The sequence below is a fragment of the Microbacterium sp. C5A9 genome (genome assembly GCF_022627955.1).
GTDB lineage: Bacteria > Actinomycetota > Actinomycetes > Actinomycetales > Microbacteriaceae > Microbacterium.
Genome location: NZ_JABXGD010000001.1, coordinates 332,945 through 354,602 on the forward strand (window position 1 = coordinate 332,945; position 21,658 = coordinate 354,602).

General features: G+C 68.5%; 24 protein-coding genes. 19 read left to right on the top strand and 5 right to left on the bottom strand.

Features of this window, described 5'->3' with window-relative positions; genetic code table 11:
• Nucleotides 1-66 precede the first annotated feature (66 nt).
• The 4 genes from HWD99_RS01470 (at nucleotide 67) to HWD99_RS01485 (ending at nucleotide 5,337) form a co-directional block, all read left to right on the top strand.
• The gene (locus tag HWD99_RS01470; protein WP_241794794.1) at nucleotides 67-306 is read left to right on the top strand and encodes a GNAT family N-acetyltransferase; all 240 of its coding nucleotides are present in this window, start codon (nucleotides 67-69) and stop codon (nucleotides 304-306) included.
• Nucleotides 307-359: 53 nt separating this feature from the next.
• Nucleotides 360-824 (top strand): DIP1984 family protein, encoded by a 465-nt coding sequence (locus HWD99_RS01475; protein ID WP_241794465.1) that lies wholly within the window; start codon nucleotides 360-362, stop codon nucleotides 822-824.
• A gap of 266 nt (nucleotides 825-1,090) precedes the next feature.
• Nucleotides 1,091-2,245 (top strand): exonuclease SbcCD subunit D, encoded by a 1,155-nt coding sequence (locus HWD99_RS01480; protein WP_241794466.1) that lies wholly within the window; start codon nucleotides 1,091-1,093, stop codon nucleotides 2,243-2,245.
• 95 nt (nucleotides 2,246-2,340) lie between these two features.
• Complete coding sequence (locus tag HWD99_RS01485) at nucleotides 2,341-5,337, top strand: AAA family ATPase (RefSeq protein WP_241794467.1); 2,997 nt, start codon at nucleotides 2,341-2,343, stop codon at nucleotides 5,335-5,337.
• 89 nt (nucleotides 5,338-5,426) lie between these two features.
• On the opposite strand, the gene HWD99_RS01490 is transcribed toward HWD99_RS01485, so the two are convergent.
• Nucleotides 5,427-5,984, bottom strand: a complete 558-nt coding sequence (locus HWD99_RS01490; protein WP_241794468.1) for a nucleoside phosphorylase — start codon at nucleotides 5,982-5,984, stop codon at nucleotides 5,427-5,429.
• Between the two features lie 112 nt (nucleotides 5,985-6,096).
• Between HWD99_RS01490 and nadE the strand changes: the two genes are divergently transcribed.
• From nadE to HWD99_RS01505, 3 genes are all read left to right on the top strand, one after another.
• Entirely contained in the window at nucleotides 6,097-6,915 is an 819-nt protein-coding gene (gene nadE, locus HWD99_RS01495) for an ammonia-dependent NAD(+) synthetase (RefSeq protein ID WP_241794469.1), read from the top strand.
• 67 nt (nucleotides 6,916-6,982) lie between these two features.
• Complete coding sequence (locus tag HWD99_RS01500) at nucleotides 6,983-10,453, top strand: bifunctional RecB family nuclease/DEAD/DEAH box helicase (RefSeq protein ID WP_241794470.1); 3,471 nt, start codon at nucleotides 6,983-6,985, stop codon at nucleotides 10,451-10,453.
• A 10-nt stretch (nucleotides 10,454-10,463) separates the two neighbouring features.
• Nucleotides 10,464-11,231, top strand: a complete 768-nt coding sequence (locus HWD99_RS01505) for a hypothetical protein (protein WP_241794471.1) — start codon at nucleotides 10,464-10,466, stop codon at nucleotides 11,229-11,231.
• A 100-nt stretch (nucleotides 11,232-11,331) separates the two neighbouring features.
• Here HWD99_RS01505 and upp read toward each other — a convergent pair whose 3' ends face one another.
• The gene (gene upp, locus HWD99_RS01510) at nucleotides 11,332-11,964 is read right to left on the bottom strand and encodes a uracil phosphoribosyltransferase (protein WP_045254751.1); all 633 of its coding nucleotides are present in this window, start codon (nucleotides 11,962-11,964) and stop codon (nucleotides 11,332-11,334) included.
• A 105-nt stretch (nucleotides 11,965-12,069) separates the two neighbouring features.
• Between upp and HWD99_RS01515 the strand changes: the two genes are divergently transcribed.
• The gene (locus HWD99_RS01515; protein WP_241794472.1) at nucleotides 12,070-12,525 is read left to right on the top strand and encodes a nucleoside deaminase; all 456 of its coding nucleotides are present in this window, start codon (nucleotides 12,070-12,072) and stop codon (nucleotides 12,523-12,525) included.
• Between the two features lie 19 nt (nucleotides 12,526-12,544).
• Here the strand turns inward: HWD99_RS01515 and HWD99_RS01520 are convergent, their stop codons facing one another.
• Nucleotides 12,545-13,516 (bottom strand): cation diffusion facilitator family transporter, encoded by a 972-nt coding sequence (locus HWD99_RS01520; RefSeq protein ID WP_241794473.1) that lies wholly within the window; start codon nucleotides 13,514-13,516, stop codon nucleotides 12,545-12,547.
• Between the two features lie 60 nt (nucleotides 13,517-13,576).
• On the opposite strand from HWD99_RS01520, the gene proC reads away from it, so the two are divergent.
• Together proC and HWD99_RS01530 are read left to right on the top strand one after the other, a co-directional pair.
• Nucleotides 13,577-14,416: a pyrroline-5-carboxylate reductase gene (gene proC, locus HWD99_RS01525; protein ID WP_241794474.1), complete on the top strand. Its 840-nt coding sequence runs from the start codon at nucleotides 13,577-13,579 to the stop codon at nucleotides 14,414-14,416.
• Between the two features lies 1 nt (nucleotide 14,417).
• Nucleotides 14,418-14,705: a DUF1905 domain-containing protein gene (locus tag HWD99_RS01530; RefSeq protein WP_241794475.1), complete on the top strand. Its 288-nt coding sequence runs from the start codon at nucleotides 14,418-14,420 to the stop codon at nucleotides 14,703-14,705.
• A gap of 37 nt (nucleotides 14,706-14,742) precedes the next feature.
• On the opposite strand, the gene HWD99_RS01535 is transcribed toward HWD99_RS01530, so the two are convergent.
• Together HWD99_RS01535 and HWD99_RS01540 are read right to left on the bottom strand one after the other, a co-directional pair.
• Nucleotides 14,743-15,414 carry a TrkA family potassium uptake protein gene (locus HWD99_RS01535; RefSeq protein WP_050721759.1) on the bottom strand — a complete coding sequence of 224 codons (672 nt, stop codon included), beginning with the start codon at nucleotides 15,412-15,414 and terminating at the stop codon, nucleotides 14,743-14,745.
• Complete coding sequence (locus tag HWD99_RS01540) at nucleotides 15,407-16,837, bottom strand: TrkH family potassium uptake protein (RefSeq protein ID WP_241794476.1); 1,431 nt, start codon at nucleotides 16,835-16,837, stop codon at nucleotides 15,407-15,409. The genes HWD99_RS01535 and HWD99_RS01540 overlap by 8 nt, the downstream gene beginning before the upstream one ends.
• A 101-nt stretch (nucleotides 16,838-16,938) precedes the next feature.
• Between HWD99_RS01540 and HWD99_RS01545 the strand changes: the two genes are divergently transcribed.
• From HWD99_RS01545 to HWD99_RS01585, 9 genes are all read left to right on the top strand, one after another.
• Complete coding sequence (locus HWD99_RS01545; RefSeq protein WP_241794477.1) at nucleotides 16,939-17,355, top strand: helix-turn-helix transcriptional regulator; 417 nt, start codon at nucleotides 16,939-16,941, stop codon at nucleotides 17,353-17,355.
• Nucleotides 17,356-17,668: 313 nt separating this feature from the next.
• Complete coding sequence (locus tag HWD99_RS01550) at nucleotides 17,669-17,860, top strand: helix-turn-helix domain-containing protein (RefSeq protein WP_053098849.1); 192 nt, start codon at nucleotides 17,669-17,671, stop codon at nucleotides 17,858-17,860.
• Nucleotides 17,861-18,007: 147 nt separating this feature from the next.
• Nucleotides 18,008-18,106, top strand: a complete 99-nt coding sequence (locus HWD99_RS01555) for a 30S ribosomal protein bS22 (RefSeq protein ID WP_003792170.1) — start codon at nucleotides 18,008-18,010, stop codon at nucleotides 18,104-18,106.
• Between the two features lie 81 nt (nucleotides 18,107-18,187).
• On the top strand, nucleotides 18,188-18,490 hold the full coding sequence (locus tag HWD99_RS01560; RefSeq protein WP_241794478.1) for a rhodanese-like domain-containing protein: 303 nt from the start codon (nucleotides 18,188-18,190) through the stop codon (nucleotides 18,488-18,490).
• Nucleotides 18,487-18,777, top strand: coding sequence for a glutaredoxin family protein (locus tag HWD99_RS01565; protein WP_241794479.1), 291 nt, complete (start codon nucleotides 18,487-18,489; stop codon nucleotides 18,775-18,777). Before HWD99_RS01560 ends, HWD99_RS01565 begins: the two co-directional genes overlap by 4 nt.
• Entirely contained in the window at nucleotides 18,774-19,073 is a 300-nt protein-coding gene (locus tag HWD99_RS01570) for a Dabb family protein (protein WP_241794480.1), read from the top strand. The genes HWD99_RS01565 and HWD99_RS01570 overlap by 4 nt, the downstream gene beginning before the upstream one ends.
• Nucleotides 19,074-19,228: 155 nt before the next feature.
• The gene (locus HWD99_RS01575; protein ID WP_241794481.1) at nucleotides 19,229-20,035 is read left to right on the top strand and encodes a transporter substrate-binding domain-containing protein; all 807 of its coding nucleotides are present in this window, start codon (nucleotides 19,229-19,231) and stop codon (nucleotides 20,033-20,035) included.
• A gap of 34 nt (nucleotides 20,036-20,069) precedes the next feature.
• A complete protein-coding gene (locus tag HWD99_RS01580) occupies nucleotides 20,070-20,867 on the top strand; it encodes an amino acid ABC transporter permease (protein ID WP_241794795.1) in 798 nt (265 codons plus the stop codon).
• Nucleotides 20,864-21,619, top strand: a complete 756-nt coding sequence (locus HWD99_RS01585) for an amino acid ABC transporter ATP-binding protein (RefSeq protein WP_241794482.1) — start codon at nucleotides 20,864-20,866, stop codon at nucleotides 21,617-21,619. The genes HWD99_RS01580 and HWD99_RS01585 overlap by 4 nt, the downstream gene beginning before the upstream one ends.
• Nucleotides 21,620-21,658 lie beyond the last annotated feature (39 nt).

The window sequence follows — 21,658 nt, forward strand, 5'->3', positions numbered from 1 at the left end:
AGCACATCGTCACTGGCATCCGGGTTCATCCTCACCGACGAGAAGGACGCCTCGCGGTACACGCTGATGCGCGACGGCCAGCTCGTCAGCGTCCTCGACTATCGCGACGACGGGCAGACCATCGCCCTGACCAGAGCCTTCACGGTGCCGACTTTCCGCGGCAAGGGCTATGCGGGAGCGGTCGTCGAGGGTGCCGTCGCCGACATCGAGGCGCGCGGGGATCGCACGGTCGATGCGGTGTGCTGGTACGTCGCCGACTGGTTCGCAGCCCATCCCGACCACGCTTCGCTGCTGCGCTCACGCTGACTTCCGGCCGTTTGACGCTGTGTTACGCGGGGCCGCTCTGCGAGGATGACAGCATGAAACTCGCCGAGGCCCTCACCGCCCGCGCCGATCTGCAGCGACGGATCGAGCAGCTCCGTGTTCGCATCACCGCGAACGCGCGCTATCAGGAGGGCGAGGAGCCGGCGGAGGACGCCGTGGCTCTGCTCGTCGAGGCGGATGCCGATCTCGCACGGCTGAGAGATCTGATCCGGCGCATCAACGCGACCAACTCGCGGCTCGATCTGGGCGCCGACGGCACCATGACCGATGCGCTCGCCACGCGTGACGTCCTCCGGCTTCAGCACTCGCTGCTGGTGGATGCCGCAGCAGCGGCGTCGGGCGCCTCGACCGTGTTCCGACAGATGCGGTCCGAGCTCCGGCAGCTCGCCGCGCTGCCCGTCGCCGACCTGAGGTCCAGGGCGGATTCGACGGCCCAGGAGCTGCGCGAGCTCGACAATCGGATCCAGCAGGCGAACTGGACCCACGATCTGGAGGAGTAGAGCGGAAGTCGGTAGTCGCGCCGAGGCGGACACAACCCCAGCCGGAGGGGCAATTCCGGCCCTGTCGGGCAGAGGGCAGCCCGGATTCGCATCGCGCAGCCCCGCATCCCACACAGGTGACCGAGCATGAGCACGGTGCATCACCGCGTGTCGATCGACGTGACGAGGGTGGGTCAGGGGACCTTCCGCTCTTCTCCCCGGTGTCTCCTCGGCGTTCAGCGGCACGCCTCGGACCGAATGTCGGTGGTCGTTCGTAGCGTGTGACCATGCGCATCCTGCACACCTCTGACTGGCACATCGGCCGCACCTTCCATGGCAGCTCGACCATGGACGCGCTGGCCGAGGTGCTGGCGGCGCTCACCGAGCAGGTGCGGGAGAACGCGGTCGACGTCGTCGTGGTCGCCGGCGACGTGTTCGACTCCGCGACACCCGCCGGTGCCGCGTACACGCTTCTCGGAGACGCACTCGTCGCGCTGCACGACACCGGGGCGACCGTGATCGTGACCAGCGGCAACCACGACTCGGCCGCGAGACTCGGATTCCAGGCGCGCCTGCTGCGCGACGGCATCCACGTGCTCACCGATCCGCTCGCGATCGGCGAGCCGGTCACGGTGAACGACGCAGACGGACCCGTGCGCTTCTTCGGGATCCCGTATCTCGAACCGGCCATCGTCCGGCAGCACTGGGCCGACACCGAACTGCGCACGCAGGCGCAGACGCTCGCGCACGCCATGGACATCGTCCGTCAGGGCATGCAGGAGAATCCGGGACGCTCCGTGGCGATCGCGCACTGCTTCGCCGCCGGCGTCGACGCGACGATCGGGCTCGAGCGCGAGGTGCGCCAGGGTGGACTCGACGTCGTGCCGCTCGCCGTCTTCGACGGGCCTGACTACGTCGCGCTCGGGCACATCCACGGACGTCAGCAGATCAGCGGACGCGTGCGGTACTCGGGGGCCCCGCTGCACTACAGCTTCGGCGAGCAGAACAAGCCACGCGGATCGTGGCTGGTCGACCTCGACGCGACCGGGCTGTCGTCGGTCGAGTGGCTCGATCTGCCGATCCCTCGTCCGCTGGTCACCCTCACCGGCACGCTCGAGGAGATCCTCTCCGACGAGAACGTCGCAGCCCACGCCGACCACTGGGTGTGCGCGGTCTACACGGATGCGCTCGCTCAGACCGAACCGATGCGACGGTTGCGCGAGCGGTACCCGCACTGTGCCATGGTGCAGCATCAGCCGACCGAGACAGCCGAGGCGGTCGAGCGCTCCTACGTCGACCGACTCCGCGGCGCCGTCACCGACCCGCAGCGCATCGAGGCCTTCCTCGAGCACGTCCGCTCGGGGCAGGGGGCCACCGAGCGTGAGGGCGAGCTGATCCGCGAGGTGCTCGATGACCGCGTGCGCGCGGAAGCGCTGATCTAGTCCGTGATGGCTGCGCGCGGTGATGCTCTGACAGTGAGGGTTCGGACACTGACGGCTCGGACCTCGAGGGCTACGACAGCGAAGAAGGTGCGTTGATGCAGCTGCACCGACTGCAGGTCGAGGGATTCGGTCCGTTCCGCGAACGGCAGGTCGTGGATTTCGACGCGTTCGCCGATGACGGCATCTTCCTGATCGCCGGTCGCACCGGGGCCGGCAAATCGAGCATCCTCGATGCCGTGTGCTTCGCCCTGTACGGCGGTGTTCCCCGATACGAAGGCGGCGAGAAGCGGCTCCGGAGCGATCACTGCGAACCCGACGACGTGACCGAGGTCGTGGTCGAGTTCAGCACGTCCGCCGGGCGCTACCGCGTCACGCGTTCACCCGACTACGAGCGGCCGAAGAAGCGCGGAGGAGGCATGACGGTGCAGGCCGCCGCCGTGCAGCTCGACATGCTGGTCGGCGGGGAATGGGTGGGGCTCGCCGCACGAGAGCGGGAGGCGGCGTACGAGCTCGATGAGATCCTGCAGCTGAGTCGCGAGCAGTTCCTCCAGGTGATCCTGCTCGCCCAGAACCGCTTCTCCGAGTTCCTGCTGGCAGGCAGCAGAGAGCGTCAGGCGCTGTTGCGACGTCTGTTCGGCACCGAGCGCTTCGAAGACGTGCAGGCGCGTTTCGATGACCGGCGCAGGGCTGCGGAGCATGCGGTCGGCGCACGACTCGCGACGGTGTCGGCGAGACTCGACGAGGGCGAGCGGCTCGTCGCGAGCGCCGGACTGGGTAGCGGTGCGGATGACGTCGCGGGGCAGGAGCGCGGCGCAGAGGCACGTCCGGCCGCGAGGACGGCTGACGAGCGGCTCGAAGAACTGCGGCAGGCGCGAGCGCGCGCCGACTACCGCGCGGAGCGGCGTGCGGCGGAGCGCGACGATGCCGAGAAGGCCGTCGCCGCCGCCGATGCAGCGCTCGCGACGGCGCGCGACGAGCAGCGGGCGCAGGTCGAACGAGACCGCGCCAGGGCTGCGCTCGAGCGTCTGGACGCCGACGAGCCGTCGATCCGCCTGGCGCGGGACGAGTGGGATGACGCCAGGGCCGCAGAGGTGCTGCGCGCACCGATCGCCGCCGCGGTCAAGGCGGCGGATCTGCTCGAGGCGGCTCTCGGAGCCGAGAGACGAGCGCACGCTGCGTGGGAAGCGCACGGGATCGCGGTCGACGACCTGTCGGGGTGGGCGGCCGAGCGGACGAAGCAGACGGGTGCGTGGGAACGTGCGGTCGAGCTGGAGCGCACGGCTCCCGAGCTCGACGCCGAGCTCGCCGCGGCGGCGGATGCCGTGAGCGCGGCGACGAGCCGCGTCGAGGCGGGCGAGGTCGAGCGCGCCGCGCTGCCCGCCCAGTGGGAGGCTCTCACTGCGGAGCGCGACGAGGCGCGTCGAGTCGCCGACCGTGCGGGTGATCTGGCGACGGCGCGAGACGCCGCCGCCGGTCGCCACGCCGCGGCGCTCGAGGTCGTGCGTCTCGACGCCGACCGAGCCGCGGCCGACCGGGCGCTCGCTGATGCCAGCGCGGCGTTGGCCACCGCGCAGGCGGCGCTCGCAGAGCTTCGGCGGCGACGACTCGACGGCTTCGCCGGCGAGCTGGCCACCTCTCTGCACGATGGCGACGAGTGTCCGGTCTGCGGTTCGCGCGAGCATCCGGCGCCGGCGGTGCACTCCGATCCAGTCTCCGCCGACGACATCGACCAGGCGGAGGCCGCTCGTGATCGACTGGCCGCTCGGGAGCGTGAGGCGGCGGACCTCGCATCGACCCTACGCGCCGAGCTCTCCGCCGCGATCACGCGAGCCGACGGAAGGGATCCCGAGGCGGCGGCCGCTGCACTCGCACGAGCGACCGAGGAGCATGCGCGGAGCGTCGCTGCGGGGGAGCGGATGCGCATCCTGGACAGCGAGCGGGACGCACTGACCGAGCGCATCCGACGACTCGACGCCGACCGCGACCACCACGCCACCGCCCTGGCCGCGGCTCGCGAGGAGCATGCCGTGCTCGTGCAGCGGGTGGCCGAGACCACGGCGGCGGTCGCGGAGGCGCGGGGTGACTTCGCCTCGGTGGCCGACCGCCTGGCGGCGACGACCGCGCAGGTCGAATCGGCGCGGAGCCTGATCGAGGCGACCGCCGAACGGGTGCGCCGCGCCGAGGCGGCAGCCGCAGCGCGAGCCGAGCAGGACGCGGCGCTCGCAGCCTCGGCGTTCGACGACGTCGACGCGGCAGAGCAGGCACTTCGATCCTCGGCCGCGATGGCGGCCCTCGAGAGCCGTGTCACTCAGCACGCGGTGCAGCGCGAGAAGGAGCGCGCGATCCTCCTCGATCTCGAGCTGCGCACGCTCCCCGAGGATCCGATCGATCTCGAGCCCGTCGAGCAGGAGTCCCGATCCGCCCGCCTGAGGTGGACGACGGCCGTCGATGAGGCCGGGCGGGCCGCGGGCGTGGCCGAGCAGCTCTCGGCGATCATCGACGCCGCGGCATCCGAACACGCGCGCACAGCCGATGAGGTCGCCGACTTCGAGATCCTCCGCGGCCTCGCGGACACCGTCGCAGGGCGCGGAGCGAACACCCGCAAGATGACCCTCGAGACGTTCGTGCTCGCCGCCGAGCTCGAGGAGATCGTCGACGCGGCGAACCGTCGTCTCGGCGACATGTCGACCGGGCGATACCAGCTCAGGCACTCCGATGCGCTCGCCGCCCGCGGCGCGGCATCCGGCCTGGGGATCGTCGTCTTCGACGCGTTCACCGGGCAGACACGGCCCGCGCAGTCGCTCTCCGGAGGAGAGACCTTCCTCAGCTCACTCGCGCTGGCACTCGGCCTCGCCGAGGTCGTCACAGCACGCGCGGGGGGAATCCGCCTCGACACGCTGTTCATCGACGAGGGGTTCGGATCCCTCGACGGCGACACCCTCGACGTCGCGATGCGCACACTCGACGAACTCAGGCAGGGCGGCCGCACCGTCGGCGTGATCAGTCACGTCGAGGCGATGCAGGAGCAGATCCCGGCACAGCTCCGGGTGCGTGCGACATCGGCGGGGCCGAGCGTCATCGAATCGCGCTGAGGCGCACTCCCGCTCTCGCGCCGACCGCCGCTGACACGCCGGCCACCGGTCTCGCGTCGGCAGGACGCCCGGTGCGACGCCGTCTGCCCTCAGACGCCGTACTCGCGGCGGATGACCTCGCGCAGCTGGACGCTGCACCGCGCGATCGCCTCGCGGAAGTCGACGAGAGCGCCGTCCTCGGCCCGATCGGAGATCGCGCGGAATGCACGGATCGGCACGCCGAACTGCTCCGCGACCCAGATGTACGCATAGGTCTCCATGTCGACGAGCCCCGCGCCCGACGGCCGGATGACAGCGGTGATCCCCGCATCGCCGACGAAGCTGTCACCGGTCGCGATCAGCACGCCCTCACGGCCCGTCGAGACTCGAGCAGGCAGAGACACGTGCTGTCCGGCGACGCCGTCGAGGTCGAACACATCGTGCTGCAGCGCGCTGCCGATCTCGTGCACGGTCGCTTCGAGCTCGGGGTCGATGCCCCCGGCGGTCCCGACGACCACGACCTCGGTGTACTCCCGCGCATCGAGCGCACGGGTCAGGGCGAACACGGCCTGCATCTTGCCCTCGCCCGTGACGAGCTGGTCGAATCCCTCGAGCTCCTCGGGGAACGCGGCGAGTTCGGAGGCCATGGCGGCGACGAGAAGTTTCACTCCGCCATCCTGCCAGGTCGGTGGGGCGCCACGAAGCCGGCCGCGTGCGAGCGACGTCATCCCGATGTAACACTGGGGGAGGATACTGACGTCGAGTAGACCGGAGGAACACGTGTCCCTGCAGCAGCAGATCTCTGAAGCGCTCGGTGTGAAGGCCGAGATCGACCCCGAGGTCGAGGTGGAGCGCCGTGTGGGCTTCCTCGTCGACTACCTCCGCGCGACCGGTGCGAAGGGCTTCGTGCTCGGGATCTCGGGCGGGCAGGACTCGACGCTCGCAGGACGTCTCGCGCAGCTCGCCGTCGAGCGGGTTCGGGCCGAGGGCGGCGAGGCGGCGTTCCTCGCCGTGCGTCTGCCGTATCGGGTGCAGAGCGATGCGGCCGACGCCGAGGCCGCCCTCGAGTTCATCGCTCCGGACTCCTCCGTCGAGGTGAACATCCAGAACGGCGTCGACGGCGTCGAAGAGGACATCGAGTTCGCAGTCACGAGCGACATCAGCGACTTCAACCGCGGCAACATCAAGGCGCGCGTGCGCATGGTGACGCAGTACGCCCTCGCGGGCCACGACGGCCTCCTCGTCATCGGCACCGACCACGCGGCGGAGGCGGTGACCGGCTTCTACACGAAGTTCGGCGACGGAGCGGCCGACATCCTCCCGCTGTCCGGCCTCAGCAAGCGTCAGGGGCGCTCGCTGCTCCTGCTGCTCGGAGCTCCCGACCGTCTCGCCTACAAGGTGCCGACCGCCGACCTGCTCGACGGCCAGCCCGGGCGCGCCGACGAAGACGAACTGGGGCTCACCTACGAGCAGATCGACGATTTCCTCGAGGGCCGCGATGTCGACCCCGAGGTGGCGGGGCGGATCGAGTCGCGGTATCTGGCCACGCAGCACAAGCGCAATCTCCCGGTTACCCCCGACGACACCTGGTGGCGCTGACGCTCGACGGAGAGCCCGTGTCGGATGCCGCAGCTAGTGTCGAAGCATCCGAGAGAACGGGAGCATCGTGCGGATCGACACTCAGGCGCAGCGCGTCATCTGGAGCGCAAGCGACCTCAAGGCGGCCGCCGAATGCGAGTTCGCGTGGTGTCGGGCCATCGACGCCAAACTGGGACGCGTGCCGGCTGTCGAGGAGCCGGAAGACGCGACGCTCGCGCGCGCCGCGCTGCTCGGCGACGTCCATGAGCAGAACGTCCTGGCGCGTTACATCGCCGATCTCGGCGACGACAGGGTGCATCGCATCGAGAAGGTGTCGTCGGTCGACGCCGAGGCTCTCGCAGCAGCCGTCGATGAGACGGTGCGTGCCCTGCGCTCCGACGCCGTCGTCGTCTTCCAGGCGGCGTTCGCGACGCCGGAGTTCGTCGGATTCGCCGACTTCCTGAAGCGCGACGACGACGGTCGCTGGCGCGTGCAGGATTCCAAGCTCGCGCGCAAGGCCAGGGTCACGGCCCTCATGCAGCTCGCGGCATATGTCGATCAGCTCGACAGGCTGGGGATCCCGAGATCGGACGAGGTCGACCTGATCCTCGGCGACGGATCGATCAGCACGCACGCGGTCGACGACCTGCTCCCGCTCTTCCAGGTGCGGCGCGCCCGGCTGCGCGCTCTGATCGCCGACCGGGCGATCGACGATCCGTCCGCCGACGCCGCGCTCGCGTGGGGCGACGACCGCGGCGACCTCGACGTGGTCGCGTGCGGGCGCTGCGCCACCTGCGAAGAGCAGGTCATCGCGCATCGCGACCTGCTGATGGTGGCGAGGATGCGTCCCGTGCAGCGCGCACGACTGCGCGCGGCGGGCATCGAGACGATCGATGCCCTGGCTGCGGCTGACGGCGCGCCGGAGGGCATGAACTCCGACACCTTCGAGACCCTGCGCGCGCAGGCGCAGCTGCAGCTCAGGGCGGATGCCGAGGGAGCACCGACCTACGACGTGCATTACGCGGCGGCGATCCACACGCTGCCGGTGCCGAGTCATGGCGACATCTTCTTCGACTTCGAGGGCGACCCGCTCTACACCGAACCCGCTCCGGACGGAGATGCCCACTGGGGGATCGACTACCTGTTCGGCTGGGTCGACAACTCCGACCAGTACAGTGCGCTGTGGGCTCATGACTTCGCCGCGGAGCGCGAGGCGTTCGAGCAGTTCCTGGACTTCGTGACGGTGCGCCGGGCGGCGCACCCGGGCATGCACATCTATCACTACGCGCCCTATGAGACCTCTCATCTCGTCGCCATGGCGGCGCGCCACGGGGTGCGCGAGGGCGAGGTCGACCGGCTGCTGCGCGAGGGCGTGTTCGTCGATCTGTACCCCCTGGTCCTGCGGACGGTCCGCGTGGGATCGAGGTCGTACTCGATCAAGAAGCTCGAACCGCTGTACATGGGCGACGACGTGCGGACCAGCGATGTGCAGAAGGGCGACGACTCGATCGTGCAGTACGTCGCCGCGCGCGAGCTCGCCGCGGCGGGGCAGCGGGCCGAGGCCGACGCGGTGCTCGCCGATCTCGCCGACTACAACCGCTATGACTGCGTGTCGACTCGGCGTCTGCGCAACTGGCTGATCGAGATCGCCAAGAAGGAGGGGGTGAACCCCGCGCCGCCCGATGAAGCCGACGAGGTCATCTACGAGCCGTCACCGCGGTCGGTGGCTCTGCTCGCCGACGCCGAGCGCGAGGTCGATGCGGGTGGTGACGGTCAGGTGCATCGCATCGCGGCCGCCGCCATCGACTACTTCCCCCGCGAGGCGAAGAGCTTCTGGGTGTCGCATTTCCAGCGTCTCAGGGAACCCGTGACGATGTGGGACGGCACACGTGACGTGGTGCGAGTCGACCGTTCCGCGTCGAGCGTGCTGCGCGACTGGAGCGTCGGAGAGGGGCGCCGTGTCATGTCGCGCGACCTCGAGATCCGCGGCGAGGTGTCGCCGGGCACCACGCTCGGCGTCGGGGCGCAGCCGTTCGCGCTCTATCCCGTCCCCGCGCCGTTCGACACCGATGTGCCCTCGCGTGCGGTGCACGTTCCGCACACCGTCACCGTCACCGAGGTGCTCGACGACGGGTACCTGATCACCGAGACGGCGATCCAGGGACAGACCTGGGATGAGCTCCCCCTCGCCCTGACTCCGGCCGCGCCTCCGCGCGTCGTCTCGCTGCAGGGAGCGATCGACGAGTGGGCCGACACGGTGCACGTCGCGGCGCCGGGCTTCCCGCGCGATGCTGCGACCGACATCCTGCGTCGCATCCCGCCGCGGACGATCTCCGGTGAGCCGCTGCCCTCGAAGGGCGACGACGTGATCGACGCGATCGTGCGCGGCATCCTCGACCTCGACGACAGCTACCTCGCGGTGCAGGGACCTCCGGGCACAGGCAAGACGTACACCGGTTCCCAGGTGATCGCGCGCCTCGTCAACGACCACGGCTTCCGCATCGGCGTCGTGGCGCAGTCGCACGCGATCATCGAGAACCTGCTCGAGCGGGTCGTCGCCGATGGCGTCCCTGCGGCGCAGGTCGGGAAGGCGCCGAAGGATCCTGCGGCAGAGCCCACGTACACGGTGATTCCCAAGAGCGGCATGGCGGCGTTCCTGGGCGAGCACGGCGCGCATGGCGCGGTCGTCGGTGGCACGGCCTGGGACTTCAGCAACACGTCGCGGGTCGATCGAGGGGGGCTCGATCTCCTCGTCGTCGATGAAGCCGGTCAGTTCTCCCTGGCCTCGACGATCGCCGTCGCCGCCGGCGCCCGGCGGCTGCTGCTGCTCGGTGACCCGCAGCAGCTTCCGCAGGTCAGTCAGGGCGCGCACCCCGAACCCGTCGACACCTCGGCTCTCGGCTGGGTCATGGACGGTGACGCGGTCGTCCGGCCCGATTACGGCTACTTCCTGGCGAGGTCGTGGCGCATGCACCCGTTCCTGGCGGCGCCCGTGTCGAAGCTCGCCTATGCCGGGCAGCTCGCCTCGGCGCCGGGGACCGAGCTGCGATCGCTGGCCGGCATCGACCCCGGCCTGCACGTCGTCCCTGTGCGGCACCGGGGCAACGCCACGCAGTCGGCCGAAGAGGCGGCACAAGTGGTGGCGCTGGTGCACGACCTCCTCGGACGCACGTTCACCGACAACGATGCGGATGCCACGGCTCGGCCGCTCGTCCAGAACGACATCATCGTCGTCGCGCCCTACAACGCGCAGCGTCAGATGGTCCACGATGCGCTCGCGACGGCCGGCTTCCCCGATGTGCCGGTCGGCACGGTGGACAACTTCCAAGGCAAGGAAGCCGTGGTCTCGATCACGTCGCTCGCCGCGTCCAGCGGTCGCGACGCCCCGCGCGGCCCCGAGTTCCTGCTGTTGCAGAACCGCCTGAACGTGGCCATCTCACGGGCACAGGTCGCGGCCTACCTGATCCATTCGCCTGCACTGCTCGACGATCTCCCGCGCACGCCCGAGGGGGTGGCGCGGCTCAGCGCCTTCGCGCGGCTCGTGGGCGTCGCCGGCTGAGAGGACGTTCATGCATACGCTCGACGAGATACTCCGGGCATCCGCCGCCTGGGTGTGGTTCCCCCGTGACAGCGAACAGGAGAAGCAGCACCTGCAACTCGTCCGGTACCCGTCTCGATTCGGAGCCGGGGTGCGGGGCTCGCAGGTCGCGTCGACGGCTGACACGGGCACGGTCGTCGACCACGCGATCGAGCGCACGCGAGCGTGGGGTGAAGCGGAGCTGACCTTCTGGACGAACGCCTCGGACAGTCCCGACATCGAGGACGAGCTGCGTCGTCGCGGGGCCGAGCACATCGACACCGTCGCGGTCTTCGCGCGAGAGATCGACGGGCTCTCGGTCGACGTTCCCCCCGGAGCGACCGCCGAGATCGTTCGCTCGATCGATCAGGTGCGCGAGGTCGACGCGGTCAATGTGCCGGTCTGGAAGCAGGCGCCGCTCGACGCGCCAGGGCTCGCGACGGAGCTCGCCGAGGTCATCGGATCGCTCGAGGCGGGCACCGGGTTCCGGGTGCTGGGGCGGCTGCACGGAGAAGCGGTGAGCACCGGCGGCTGCACGATCGTCGACGGTTTCGCGCGGCTCTGGGGCGCCGCGACGCTCGAAGGGGCGCGAGGGCGCGGCGCATACCGGGCCGTCCTCGCCGAGCGGCTGCGTGTGAGCGCCGAGATGGGGGCGACCACGGCCCTCGTCAAGGGACGCATCTCGACGTCGGCGCCGATTCTGGCCCGGGCGGGCTTCACCCATCACGGCGACGAGCGCGGATATCTCCTCCGCGTCTGATCGCCGGGTGGTCACTCACAGGCGCTCGCAGAGGAACGCCGTTCTCGCCCGTGCCGCAGAACGCAGACGGCGCCGCAGAACGCAGACGGCGCCGCAGAACTCAGACGGTGCCGTACAGGCGGTCGCCCGCGTCACCGAGACCGGGCACGATGTAGCCCTTCTCGTTGAGGCGCTCGTCGAGAGCCCCGAGGACGAGCGTCACATCGCGATCGCCGACCAGAGCCTCGATCGCGGCCACGCCCTCCGGCGTGCCCAGGAGGCAGATCGCCGTGACGTCCTTGGCTCCTCGGTCGAAGAGGAACTGGATCGCGGCGGCGAGCGATCCGCCGGTTGCGAGCATGGGGTCGATCGCGAAGCACTGGCGGTCGCTCAGGTCATCGGGAAGGCGTTCGGCGTACGTCGTCGGCTCGAACGTCTCCTCATCGCGCACCATGCCGAGGAATCCGACCTCGGCGGTCGGCAGCAGCTTGACGAGTCCTTCGAGCATGCCCAGGCCGGCGCGCAGGATGGGCACCACGATCGGTCGCGGTTCGGAGATCTTCACGCCCATCGTCGTCGTCACCGGCGTGGTGATCTCGATGGGGCTGACCTTGACGTTGCGAGTCGCCTCGTACGCGAGCAGCGTCACGAGCTCCTCGGTCAGCTGACGGAAGACGGGCGACGGGGTGCGGTGGTCGCGCAGGACCGAGAGCTTGTGGGTGACGAGAGGGTGGTCGGCGACGTGAACACGCATGGGTACAGGCTAATGCGCGGGACGCTCTCGCACGACATCGGCGGTGTCGACCCCGGGGGAGAATCGGCGTGGAGGGTGCCGAGCGGGCTGTCGTAGGCTCGACGCATGACCGCCGCCGACCTGATCGCGATGGGCCGCGCCCTCGAGCTCGCGGCCGATGCCGCATCAGCATCGGAGATCCCCGTGGGCGCCGTCGTCCTCGACGCGGAGGGACGCATCGTCGCCGAAGGGCGCAACACTCGCGAGGCGACGAACGACCCGACAGGTCATGCCGAGGTCGAGGCGCTGCGCGCCGCCGCGGCAGCCGTGGGCTCGTGGAACCTCGACGGACACACCCTCGTCGTGACTCTCGAGCCCTGCGTGATGTGCGCCGGGGCCATTCTGCAGGCGCGCGTCGGGCGGGTGGTGTTCGGTGCCTGGGACGAGAAGGCGGGCGCGGCGGGCTCGATGTACGACGTGCTCCGCGACAGGCGCCTGCCGTATCGGGCCGAGGTCATCGGAGGGGTCGAGGCGGATGCCGCCACCGCGCTGCTGCGGGACTTCTTCGAGCAGCGCCGCTGAACCGCAGGGCGGCGCGGGATCAGTCCGACGACTTGAGCACGAACACGTCGGTGGACGGTTCGGGGTCGAGCGAGGGCCGATACACGTCGGGCTCGATGTAGATCACCCGCGCGATCGGCATCGCCTCGCGGATGCGGGCCTCGATCGCGTCGATATCCACGGCGGCTTCGCGCAGCGGCTTGTCGGCGTTGAGGGCGATCTTCGCGGCGACCATCAGCTCGTCGGGGCCGAGGTAGAGGGTCTTCATGTGGATGATCTTCTCGATCTCGTCGCCGGCGTTGATCGCGTCGACGATGCGGTCGTGATCCGCCGCGGTCGCGCCCTCGCCCACCAGGAGGCTCTTCGTCTCGACTCCGAGCACGATCGCGATCAGAACGAGAAGGATGCCGATCATCAGGGTGCCGAGAGCATCGAAGACGGGGTTCCCGGTGATCACCGTGAGTCCGACTCCGAGCAGGGCGAAGGTGAGACCGGTGAGAGCGCCCACATCCTCCAACAGGACGACCGGCAGCTCGGGGGCCTTCGCGCGTCGCACGAACGACACCCATGATTGGCCCTTGTCGCGCACGAGGTTGCTCTCCTTCACCGCGGTGCGCAGGGAGAACGACTCCAGTCCGATCGCGACCACGAGCACGACGAGCGGCAGCCACCACCAGGTCGGATCGAGCTCGTGCGGGTGGGTGAGCTTGTCGATCGCCTCGTAGATCGCGAACAGCCCTCCCACAGAGAACAGGATGATCGAGACCACGAAGGCGTAGACGTAGCGTTCGCGTCCGTAGCCGAACGGATGCGCGCGATCGGCCTCCCGCTTCGCCTTCCGGCCGCCGAGCATGAGCAGCAGCTGATTGCCGGAGTCCGCGACCGAGTGGATGGCCTCGGCGAGCATAGAAGCAGACCCCGAGAGCGCCCAGGCGAGGAACTTCGCGAGAGCGATGCCGAGGTTCGCCAGGAATGCCGCGATGATCGCCTTGCTGCCGCCCGATGCACTCATGCGACGAGTCTAGATCGGGTACCCCGCTGAGACCGGGTATGCCCGCCGTAGGATGACGACATGGCTGACTCTCTTCCCGCTCTCGCGTTCCTCGGTGCCGGCTCGATGGGCGGTGCGATCCTCCGAGGGGTGGTCGCATCCGGCATCCGCGTCGACGGTGGCATCACGGCCACGAACCGCACGGCGGAGAAGGCTGTGGCGTCCGCCGACCTCGACGGCGTCACCAGCATCGCGCTGTCCGAGACCCCCGACGGCAACGCGGATGCGGTGGCGAAGGCGCGGATCGTCCTGGTGGGCGTGAAGCCGGCGATGGTGCCCGATCTGCTGCGCGAGATCGCCCCGCATCTCGCGGAAGATGCGATCGTCGTGAGCCTCGCGGCCGGTGTCACGATCCAGACCTTCGCCGACAACCTCGGCGCCGACGCCCGCGTCATCCGCTCCATGCCGAACACCCCCGCGACCGTCGGCAAGGGGGTGACCGGCCTCGCGGCGGGCGCAGCGGCATCCGCCGACGACCTGGCTCTCGTACATCGCCTGTTCGAGACGGTCGGCGCCGTGGTCGAGGTGCCCGAATCGCAGATCGACGCACTCTCGACCATCTCGGGTTCCGGCCCCGCCTACGTGTATCTCCTGATCGAGGAGCTCACGAAGGCCGCCACCGGCATGGGCTTCTCCGAGGCCGACGCGCGACTGATGGTCGAGCAGACCTTCATCGGCGCGACCGCGTTGCTCGACGCCTCGGGGGAGGAGCCCTCGGAGCTCCGCCGCCGCGTGACCAGCCCGAAGGGCACGACGGAGCGGGCCGTGGCCGTGCTGCAGGACGCGCACCTCGACCGCACGTTCGCGGAGGCCGCCGACGCCGCCCTCGCGCGCGCCCGAGAGCTCGCCGCCGGATCCTGACATGCAGCTGCGGTTCTCGGGAGCGATCTGGTTCTGGCGCGGTCCCGCGCCCTTCCACTTCGTCACGGTGCCGCCCGTCGAGAGCGAGATGATCGGCGAAGTCGCGAGCGTCGTCACCTACGGCTGGGGCATGATCCCGGCATCCGTCACGATCGGCCGAACCACCGTCACGACCGCGCTCTGGCCGAAGGACGGCGGCTACATCGTCCCCGTCAAGAAGCTGCTGCAGGACCGCGAGGGCCTCGGCGTGGACGACGTCGTCGAGATCGCCCTCGACATCGACGCCTGACAGCGGTGTCTGCCCGTGCGGCACGAGCGGATCGCGCTCAGCGGTCGAGTGAGGCGAACCGCTCGATGTCGCTGTTGGTGCCCGAGACGATGATCAGGTCGTGGTTGGTCACGATCGTGTTCGCCTCGGCATAGCGGAACGGCTTGCCCGGGCTCTTCACGCCGACCACGGTGACCTTGTACTTGCTCCGCACGCCCGACTCGTTGAGACCGACTCCGCGGATGAACTTCGGCGGGTACATCTTCGCGAGCACGAAGTCGTCGTCGAAGCGGATGAAGTCGAGCATGCGTCCCGACACGAGGTGGGCGACGCGCTCGCCGGCTTCACGCTCCGGATAGATGACATGGTTCGCGCCGACGCGGGCGAGGATCTTGCCGTGGGACTGAGAGACGGCCTTGGCCCAGATCTGCGGCACCTTGAGGTCGACCAGGTTCGCGGTGATCAGCACCGACGCTTCGATCGAGGAGCCGACGGCGACGACGGCGACCTGGAAGTCCTGCGCGCCGATCTGGCGCAGGGCGTCGATGTTCTTGGCATCGGCCTGCACGGTGTGCGTGACGCGATCGGACCACTTCTGCACGAGCTCGAGGTTGTCGTCGATCGCGAGCACCTCGCGGTCGAGGCGGTCGAGCTCGCCCGCGCACGCGGCACCGAACCGGCCGAGACCGATGACGAGGACGGGAGCGTCGCCCCGGAGGACTTCAACCAACGATCGGCCTTTCCACGGGCAGTGAGTAGTACTGCGTTCGCGACGTCGCGGCGACCGCCGCGGCGAGAGTCACTGTACCAACGCGCCCCATGAAGATGGTGGCGGCGAGCACGTACGCGCCGGCGTCGGGCAGCTCGGCCGTGAGCCCGGTCGACAGGCCCACGGTCGCGAAGGCCGAGATCACGTCGAACAGCACGTGGCTGATGTCGGCCTTGGTGATCTGCGCGATGATGATCGTCGAGAGGGCGACGATCGTGGCACCCCAGGCGACGACGCTGAGCGCGACGCGCTGCACATCGCTCGGGATGCGGCGACCGAAGGCCTCGACCGACTGCCGACCCTTGGCCTCGGACCACACAGCGATGGCGAGCACGGCGAGCGTGGTGACCTTGATGCCGCCGGCGGTGGATGCCGAGCCGCCACCGACGAACATGAGCATGCTCGCGGCGAGCAGGGACGAGCCGTTGAGGTCGTCCATCTCGATGACGTTGAAGCCGCCGGAACGGGTCATCGCCGAGAGGAAGAACGCCTGGAAGGTCGTGTCCGCGGCATCCATCGATCCGAAGGTCTTCGGGTTGGCGTACTCGAGGATCAGGAAGACGGCGGCACCGAGCACGAACAGCAGCACCGTCGTGACGAGTGTGAGCTTGGTGTGCAGCGACCACTTCTTGACGTGCCACACGTGCTTCGCGAGCGTGTAGATCACCGGGAAGCCGATGCTGCCGAGGAAGACGCCGACCATCAGCAGCGACAGCACGAGGTAGTCGTCGGCGAAGACGGCGACTCCGCCCGCATTCGGCGCGAAGCCCGTGTTCGTGAAGGCCATCGCGGCGAAGTACGGCGCCTCCCACAGCGCGGCGATGGGCTCGACCCCGGCCATCACGAGTGCCGGGTAGAGCAGGATCGCGAGCGCGCCTTCGATGATCAGGGCCGAGAGCGCGACGGTGGTGAGGAGCTGGCCGACCTCGCCGAGGCGCACGGTCTGGCTCTCGTTGACCACGCCGCCATGGGCGCGCAGCGGATTGGTGTCGCCGGCCGCCATGAGCTTGGCCCGAAGGCCGAGGCGCTTCGAGATGAGCATGCCCATGAGCGACGCGAGGGTGAGCACGCCCAGCGCGCCGATGTTGACGCCGACGAACACGAGCACGTGGCCGAAGGGCGACCAGTGCGTGGCCATGTCGACCGTCGAGAGCCCCGTGACGCAGATGGTCGACACCGCGGTGAACAGGGCGTCGGCCAGGGGCGTCACGGTGCCGGTCGCCGACGCGATCGGCAGCGACAGCAGGACCGTGAAGACGAGGATCAACAGGGCGAAGATCACGATCGCGAAGCGCGACGGCGATGACGTGATGAGGTGCTTGCCCCAGGACGCGGCGCTCTCGAGCCGCTGTCGGGGTGACGACGCCGAAACGAGGCCCGACATCGCGTCCCCCTTCTGTCTGCCTCCGCGTGAGCGCGGTCGCTCGACATGGTCACCGAGCCTTCGTCATGGTACTCCGTGCCAGGGACGACTACCCTGATCTCATGACCGACATCTTCGACGTGATCGCAGACGGCACGAGGCGCGACATCCTCCAGCTCCTCCTGCGCCGCACGTCAGAGGGCGATGCCGGCACCAGCGTGAGCCACATCGTCGCCGACCTGGGCATCAGCCAGCCCACCGTGTCCAAGCACCTCAAGGTCCTCCGCGAGGCCGATCTCGTCAGCGTGCGCGAAGACGGCCAGCGCCGCTTCTACAGCCTCGCCGTCGAGCCGCTCGAGGCCGTCGACGACTGGCTCGTGCCGTTCCTGATGGACGCATACGGCGACGACGCGCCGGACATCGACTACCCCGGGCTGCCGCTTCCCGACGGCGCCGCGCACGCCGCCGAGGTCGTCGGCCGCGCCGCGGCATCGGCGAAGCACGTGGTCGCGACCGCACTCAAGCGACTCGGCGCCTGACCGCCGCACGCACATCGCCCCCGGCGACAGGGGGGCTTGTCGTCGGGGGCGAGGCTGCGGGCCCCAGCCCGCGGGGACTCGGATGGTGCCATCGTGAGTCCCGACGTCAGCGTCGCAGACGAGTCTGAGCAGACCCGGCATGGCTCCTATGACTCCGCTGGGATGCGGGCCGTCCCGGCGTGCTCCGAGCCCTCCCTCTGTCTCGGGAACTCGTCGCCGTCCCAGAACCTCACTGATCACACGAGTCACGCGGGTTTACACGCGTCCCAAGTTCCCCATAGAGTGTGCTCAAATCGAGAAAGGGGTACGTGGGATGCCCGAGGTGCCTGATGTCCGGTTCCTTACGGTGGCCGAGGTCGCCGAGCTCATGCGCGTGTCGAAAATGACCGTGTATCGGATGGTGCACGCTGGGGAGCTGCCGGCCATCCGCTTCGGCCGCAGTTTCCGCGTGCCGGAGTCCGCTGTCGCGGAAGCGCTGCAGCGACCCATCGCCGACGTCGGCTAGCGTCGCCGACCGCGTGTCTCGCCCGTCGCCGAGAGGGTGACGGAGAGGCCCGTTCGGTTTGCTAGACTGATCCGAGGCATTTTTCCGTGCCCGTACCCGGGTGTCCGTCACCGTGCGACGCCCAGCCACTGACTTAGTGAGGTTTCCGTGGGTTCTGTCATCAAGAAGCGCCGCAAGCGCATGGCGAAGAAGAAGCACCGCAAGCTGCTTCGTAAGACTCGCCACCAGCGCCGCAACAAGAAGTAAGCGGCCAGACACGAGCGCCTGTCTCCGGACGGGCGCTTTGTGTCTCTGCCCTCGTTTTCCGTCTCGTCGCAGGAGCACGCCATGAAGTCGATCACCGTCACCGAGCTCGCCGAGCGCTCGAACACCCCGCTCATCGATGTGCGAGAGGTAGGCGAGTTCGCGGCGGGCCACGTGCCCGGGGCTATCAACATCCCGATGTCCGAGATCGGCAACCGCCTGGAAGAGCTCCCGGCCGAGTCGTTCGACGTGATCTGCCAGGCCGGCGGTCGCTCCGCCCGTGTCGTCGAGGCGCTCGAAGCCCGCGGCTACGACGCCACGAACGTCGAAGGCGGCACCGGAGAGTGGATCGCCCAGGGGCGCGCTGTCGAGGTGCCGTCGGCGTGACCACGCTGACCCTCATCGGCAAGCCCGACTGCCACCTCTGCGATGTCGCCTCCGACATCATCGATGCGGTGGTCGCGGAGCTGCCGGATGCCGCTGCCGAGCGCATCGAGATCGTCGAGGCGTCCATCCAGGACGACCCCGCGCTCTACGAGCTGTGGTGGGAGAAGATCCCGGTCGTCCTCATCGACGGCGACCTCCACGCCCACTGGCGTCTCTCGGCCGACCGGTTGCGCGAGGCGCTGGAAGAAGCCGTCCAGGAGGACGCGCTGAGGAAGGACGCCCGATGATCCGTCACGTGGTCAGCTGGAAGCTCGCTGCCGAAGACGCCGGAGAGCGCGCCGAGCAGGCGGCAGAGGTCGCCCGTCGCCTGAACGCCCTCGACGGCGTCGTGCCGCAGCTGCGATCGATCTCCGCCGGCGCGAACGTCGCATACCCCGACGCGAACTGGGATGTCACGCTCGTCGCGGACGTCGATTCCCTCGCCGCGCTGGAGGAGTACCAGGTGCACCCGGCGCACGAAGAGGTCGTCGCCTACGTGCGCTCGGTCGTCGCCTCGCGAGTGGCCGTCGACTTCGAGGTCTGACGCGACCTGTAACACGTCCGTCATATTCGGTCATACTTGCAACACAAATGTGATCCGCGGGGGACGGCCGACGGCACGCTCGTCCCTGTCGTGCATGTTTAGATGTTCTCCTACCCGTCCGTGGGCACTCATACCCTCGTCGTTCAGGAGCTGACATGCGCCGTCGCAACATCATCGCCGGGATCGCGCTCGCCGCGACCGCCACCCTCGCCCTCGCAGGCTGTGCGACGGGCGGCGAAGACGCCGGATCGGGTGATGACAACGAGTATGGCCTCGTGGAACCCGGAAAGCTCACGGTCTGCTCCGATGTTCCCTACCCGCCGTTCGAGATCGAAGACAGCAGCGCGCCGAGCGGATACTCCGGCTTCGACATCGAACTCCTGGGAGCAGTCGCGGAGAAGCTTGACCTCGAGATCGCTGTCCAGGACGTCGGGTTCGACGCGCTTCAGTCGGGAACCACCTTGGCGGCTGGAACTTGCGACGTGGGAGCTTCCGCAATGACCATCAGCGACGAGCGCAAGGCGAACATCGACTTCTCTGATCCGTATGTCGACTCCATGCAGTCTCTTCTCGTGCGGGCGGATTCCGGAATCGAGTCGATCGATGACCTGGACGGCAAGAACGTGGGCGTGCAGCAGGGAACGACTGGCGAGAGCTACGCGACGGAGAATGCGCCAGGAGCTGTTCTCGTGCAGTACCCGTCGGACGGAGAGCTGTGGCCGGCGATGCAGGCTGGCCAGATCGAAGCCATCCTCCAGGACCAGCCCGTGAACTACGTTCACGAGCAGGATGATTCCGCCTACAAGATCGTCGAAACCTACGAAACGAACGAGTCGTATGGGTTCGCCTTCGCCAAGGGTGAGAAGGACGCTCTCCGAGAAGCGGTCGACAGCGCGCTTCAGGAGGTCCGAGATGACGGAACCTATCAGGAGATCTTCGACAAGTACCTCGCGGTCAAGTGATCGGGGACAGATCGGGAGCGAAGGGACCTTGACGATGGCGTTAAGGCGCACGACCAAGCAGAAGATCTACCGATATGCCGTCTACGCGATTCTTATCGCATTAGTCGTCTGGGCCGCGGTCACCACCAACTGGGCCAAGATCGGTCCGCTCTTCTTCAACTTCGATGTTGCCGTGAAGATGTTCCCCGGGATCATCACGACGGCTCTCGTCAACACGCTCTGGTTCACTGCGGTGGCTTTCATCGGCGGGCTTGTGCTCGGCGTCATCCTTGCGCTGCTGAAGCTGTCAAGTATCGGACCCTTCCGTTGGATCGCGACCGTGTGGATCGAGCTATTCCGCGGACTGCCGGCCATTCTCACGATCTTCGGCGTGGCGTTTATCGTGCCGATCGCGACAGGCATCCGTGGTCAGCAGCTCGGCGGACCGGTGGTTCTCGGGCTGATCGGTCTCATCCTGGTCGCCTCCGCCTATATGGCCGAGACCATCCGAGCCGGTATCCAAGCGGTTCCCAAGGGACAGACGGAAGCGGCTCGATCCTTGGGGCTGTCGCCTATGAAGACGACGTTCTGGATCATCGTTCCGCAAGGGTTCCGGATCATTATCCCTCCGCTCACGAACGAATTCGTGCTACTGCTCAAGGACACCTCGCTGCTCTTTATCGCGGGGTCGTTCATCTGGTCCAAGGAGCTAACGACGTTCGCTCGCGATGCGACCACCCAGAACTCGAACGCGACGCCTCTGATAATGGCGGCAATCCTGTACCTGCTTGTGACGATCCCACTCACTCGCTTTACTGCGTATTTGGAACGAAGGATGTCGAGGCAGCGATGATCACCGAACTGATTGACGTCCACGCGCCGGCGATCGACCTGCAGGGGCTCGTGAAGAGCTTCGGCGACAACGAGGTGCTCAAGGGCATCGACCTCACCGTCACGAAGGGCGAGGTCGTCTGCATCATCGGCCCGTCGGGATCGGGGAAGTCGACGCTGCTGCGCTCGGTGAACCTGCTCGAGGAGCCGACCGGCGGCAAGGTGCTGATCGAGGGCATCGACATCACCGACCCCGACGTCGACATCGACCGGGTGCGCACGCGCATCGGCATGGTGTTCCAGAGCTTCAACCTCTTCCCGCACCTCGATGTGATGGGCAACCTCATGATCGCGCAGCAGCGCGTGAAGAAGCGCACCAAGGCCGAGGCCGAGCGCGTCGCGAAGGAGATGCTCGGACGCGTCGGACTGTCGGAGAAGGCCGATGCCTTCCCCGGACACCTCTCGGGCGGGCAGCAGCAGCGCGTCGCCATCGCGCGTGCACTGTGCATGAACCCCGACATGATGCTGTTCGACGAGCCCACCTCGGCTCTCGACCCCGAGCTCGTCGGTGAGGTGCTGCAGGTCATGCGCTCGCTTGCGGACGAGGGCATGACCATGCTCGTGGTCACGCACGAGATGGGGTTCGCGCGCGAGGTCGGCTCACGCCTGATCTTCATGGACGGCGGGCACATCGTCGAGGAGGGCGACCCGCGCGAGGTGCTCGGCAACCCGCAGCATCCGCGCACCCAGGACTTCCTCGCCCGAGTGCTCTGACCCTCGGATCACCCGCACACGGAGACCCCCTCCTGCTGA

What these genes read in the sequence shown, in the direction of transcription:
- HWD99_RS01470 (WP_241794794.1), top strand. Translation starts at nt 67, where the DNA reads ATGCGCGACGGCCAGCTCGTCAGCGTCCTCGACTATCGCGACGACGGG.
- HWD99_RS01475 (WP_241794465.1), top strand. Translation starts at nt 360, where the DNA reads ATGAAACTCGCCGAGGCCCTCACCGCCCGCGCCGATCTGCAGCGACGG.
- HWD99_RS01480 (WP_241794466.1), top strand. Translation starts at nt 1,091, where the DNA reads ATGCGCATCCTGCACACCTCTGACTGGCACATCGGCCGCACCTTCCAT.
- HWD99_RS01485 (WP_241794467.1), top strand. Translation starts at nt 2,341, where the DNA reads ATGCAGCTGCACCGACTGCAGGTCGAGGGATTCGGTCCGTTCCGCGAA.
- HWD99_RS01505 (WP_241794471.1), top strand. Translation starts at nt 10,464, where the DNA reads ATGCATACGCTCGACGAGATACTCCGGGCATCCGCCGCCTGGGTGTGG.
- upp (WP_045254751.1), bottom strand. Translation starts at nt 11,964, where the DNA reads ATGCGTGTTCACGTCGCCGACCACCCTCTCGTCACCCACAAGCTCTCG.
- HWD99_RS01515 (WP_241794472.1), top strand. Translation starts at nt 12,070, where the DNA reads ATGACCGCCGCCGACCTGATCGCGATGGGCCGCGCCCTCGAGCTCGCG.
- HWD99_RS01520 (WP_241794473.1), bottom strand. Translation starts at nt 13,516, where the DNA reads ATGAGTGCATCGGGCGGCAGCAAGGCGATCATCGCGGCATTCCTGGCG.
- proC (WP_241794474.1), top strand. Translation starts at nt 13,577, where the DNA reads ATGGCTGACTCTCTTCCCGCTCTCGCGTTCCTCGGTGCCGGCTCGATG.
- HWD99_RS01530 (WP_241794475.1), top strand. Translation starts at nt 14,418, where the DNA reads ATGCAGCTGCGGTTCTCGGGAGCGATCTGGTTCTGGCGCGGTCCCGCG.
- HWD99_RS01540 (WP_241794476.1), bottom strand. Translation starts at nt 16,837, where the DNA reads ATGTCGGGCCTCGTTTCGGCGTCGTCACCCCGACAGCGGCTCGAGAGC.
- HWD99_RS01545 (WP_241794477.1), top strand. Translation starts at nt 16,939, where the DNA reads ATGACCGACATCTTCGACGTGATCGCAGACGGCACGAGGCGCGACATC.
- HWD99_RS01550 (WP_053098849.1), top strand. Translation starts at nt 17,669, where the DNA reads ATGCCCGAGGTGCCTGATGTCCGGTTCCTTACGGTGGCCGAGGTCGCC.
- HWD99_RS01560 (WP_241794478.1), top strand. Translation starts at nt 18,188, where the DNA reads ATGAAGTCGATCACCGTCACCGAGCTCGCCGAGCGCTCGAACACCCCG.
- HWD99_RS01570 (WP_241794480.1), top strand. Translation starts at nt 18,774, where the DNA reads ATGATCCGTCACGTGGTCAGCTGGAAGCTCGCTGCCGAAGACGCCGGA.
- HWD99_RS01575 (WP_241794481.1), top strand. Translation starts at nt 19,229, where the DNA reads ATGCGCCGTCGCAACATCATCGCCGGGATCGCGCTCGCCGCGACCGCC.
- HWD99_RS01580 (WP_241794795.1), top strand. Translation starts at nt 20,070, where the DNA reads ATGGCGTTAAGGCGCACGACCAAGCAGAAGATCTACCGATATGCCGTC.
- HWD99_RS01585 (WP_241794482.1), top strand. Translation starts at nt 20,864, where the DNA reads ATGATCACCGAACTGATTGACGTCCACGCGCCGGCGATCGACCTGCAG.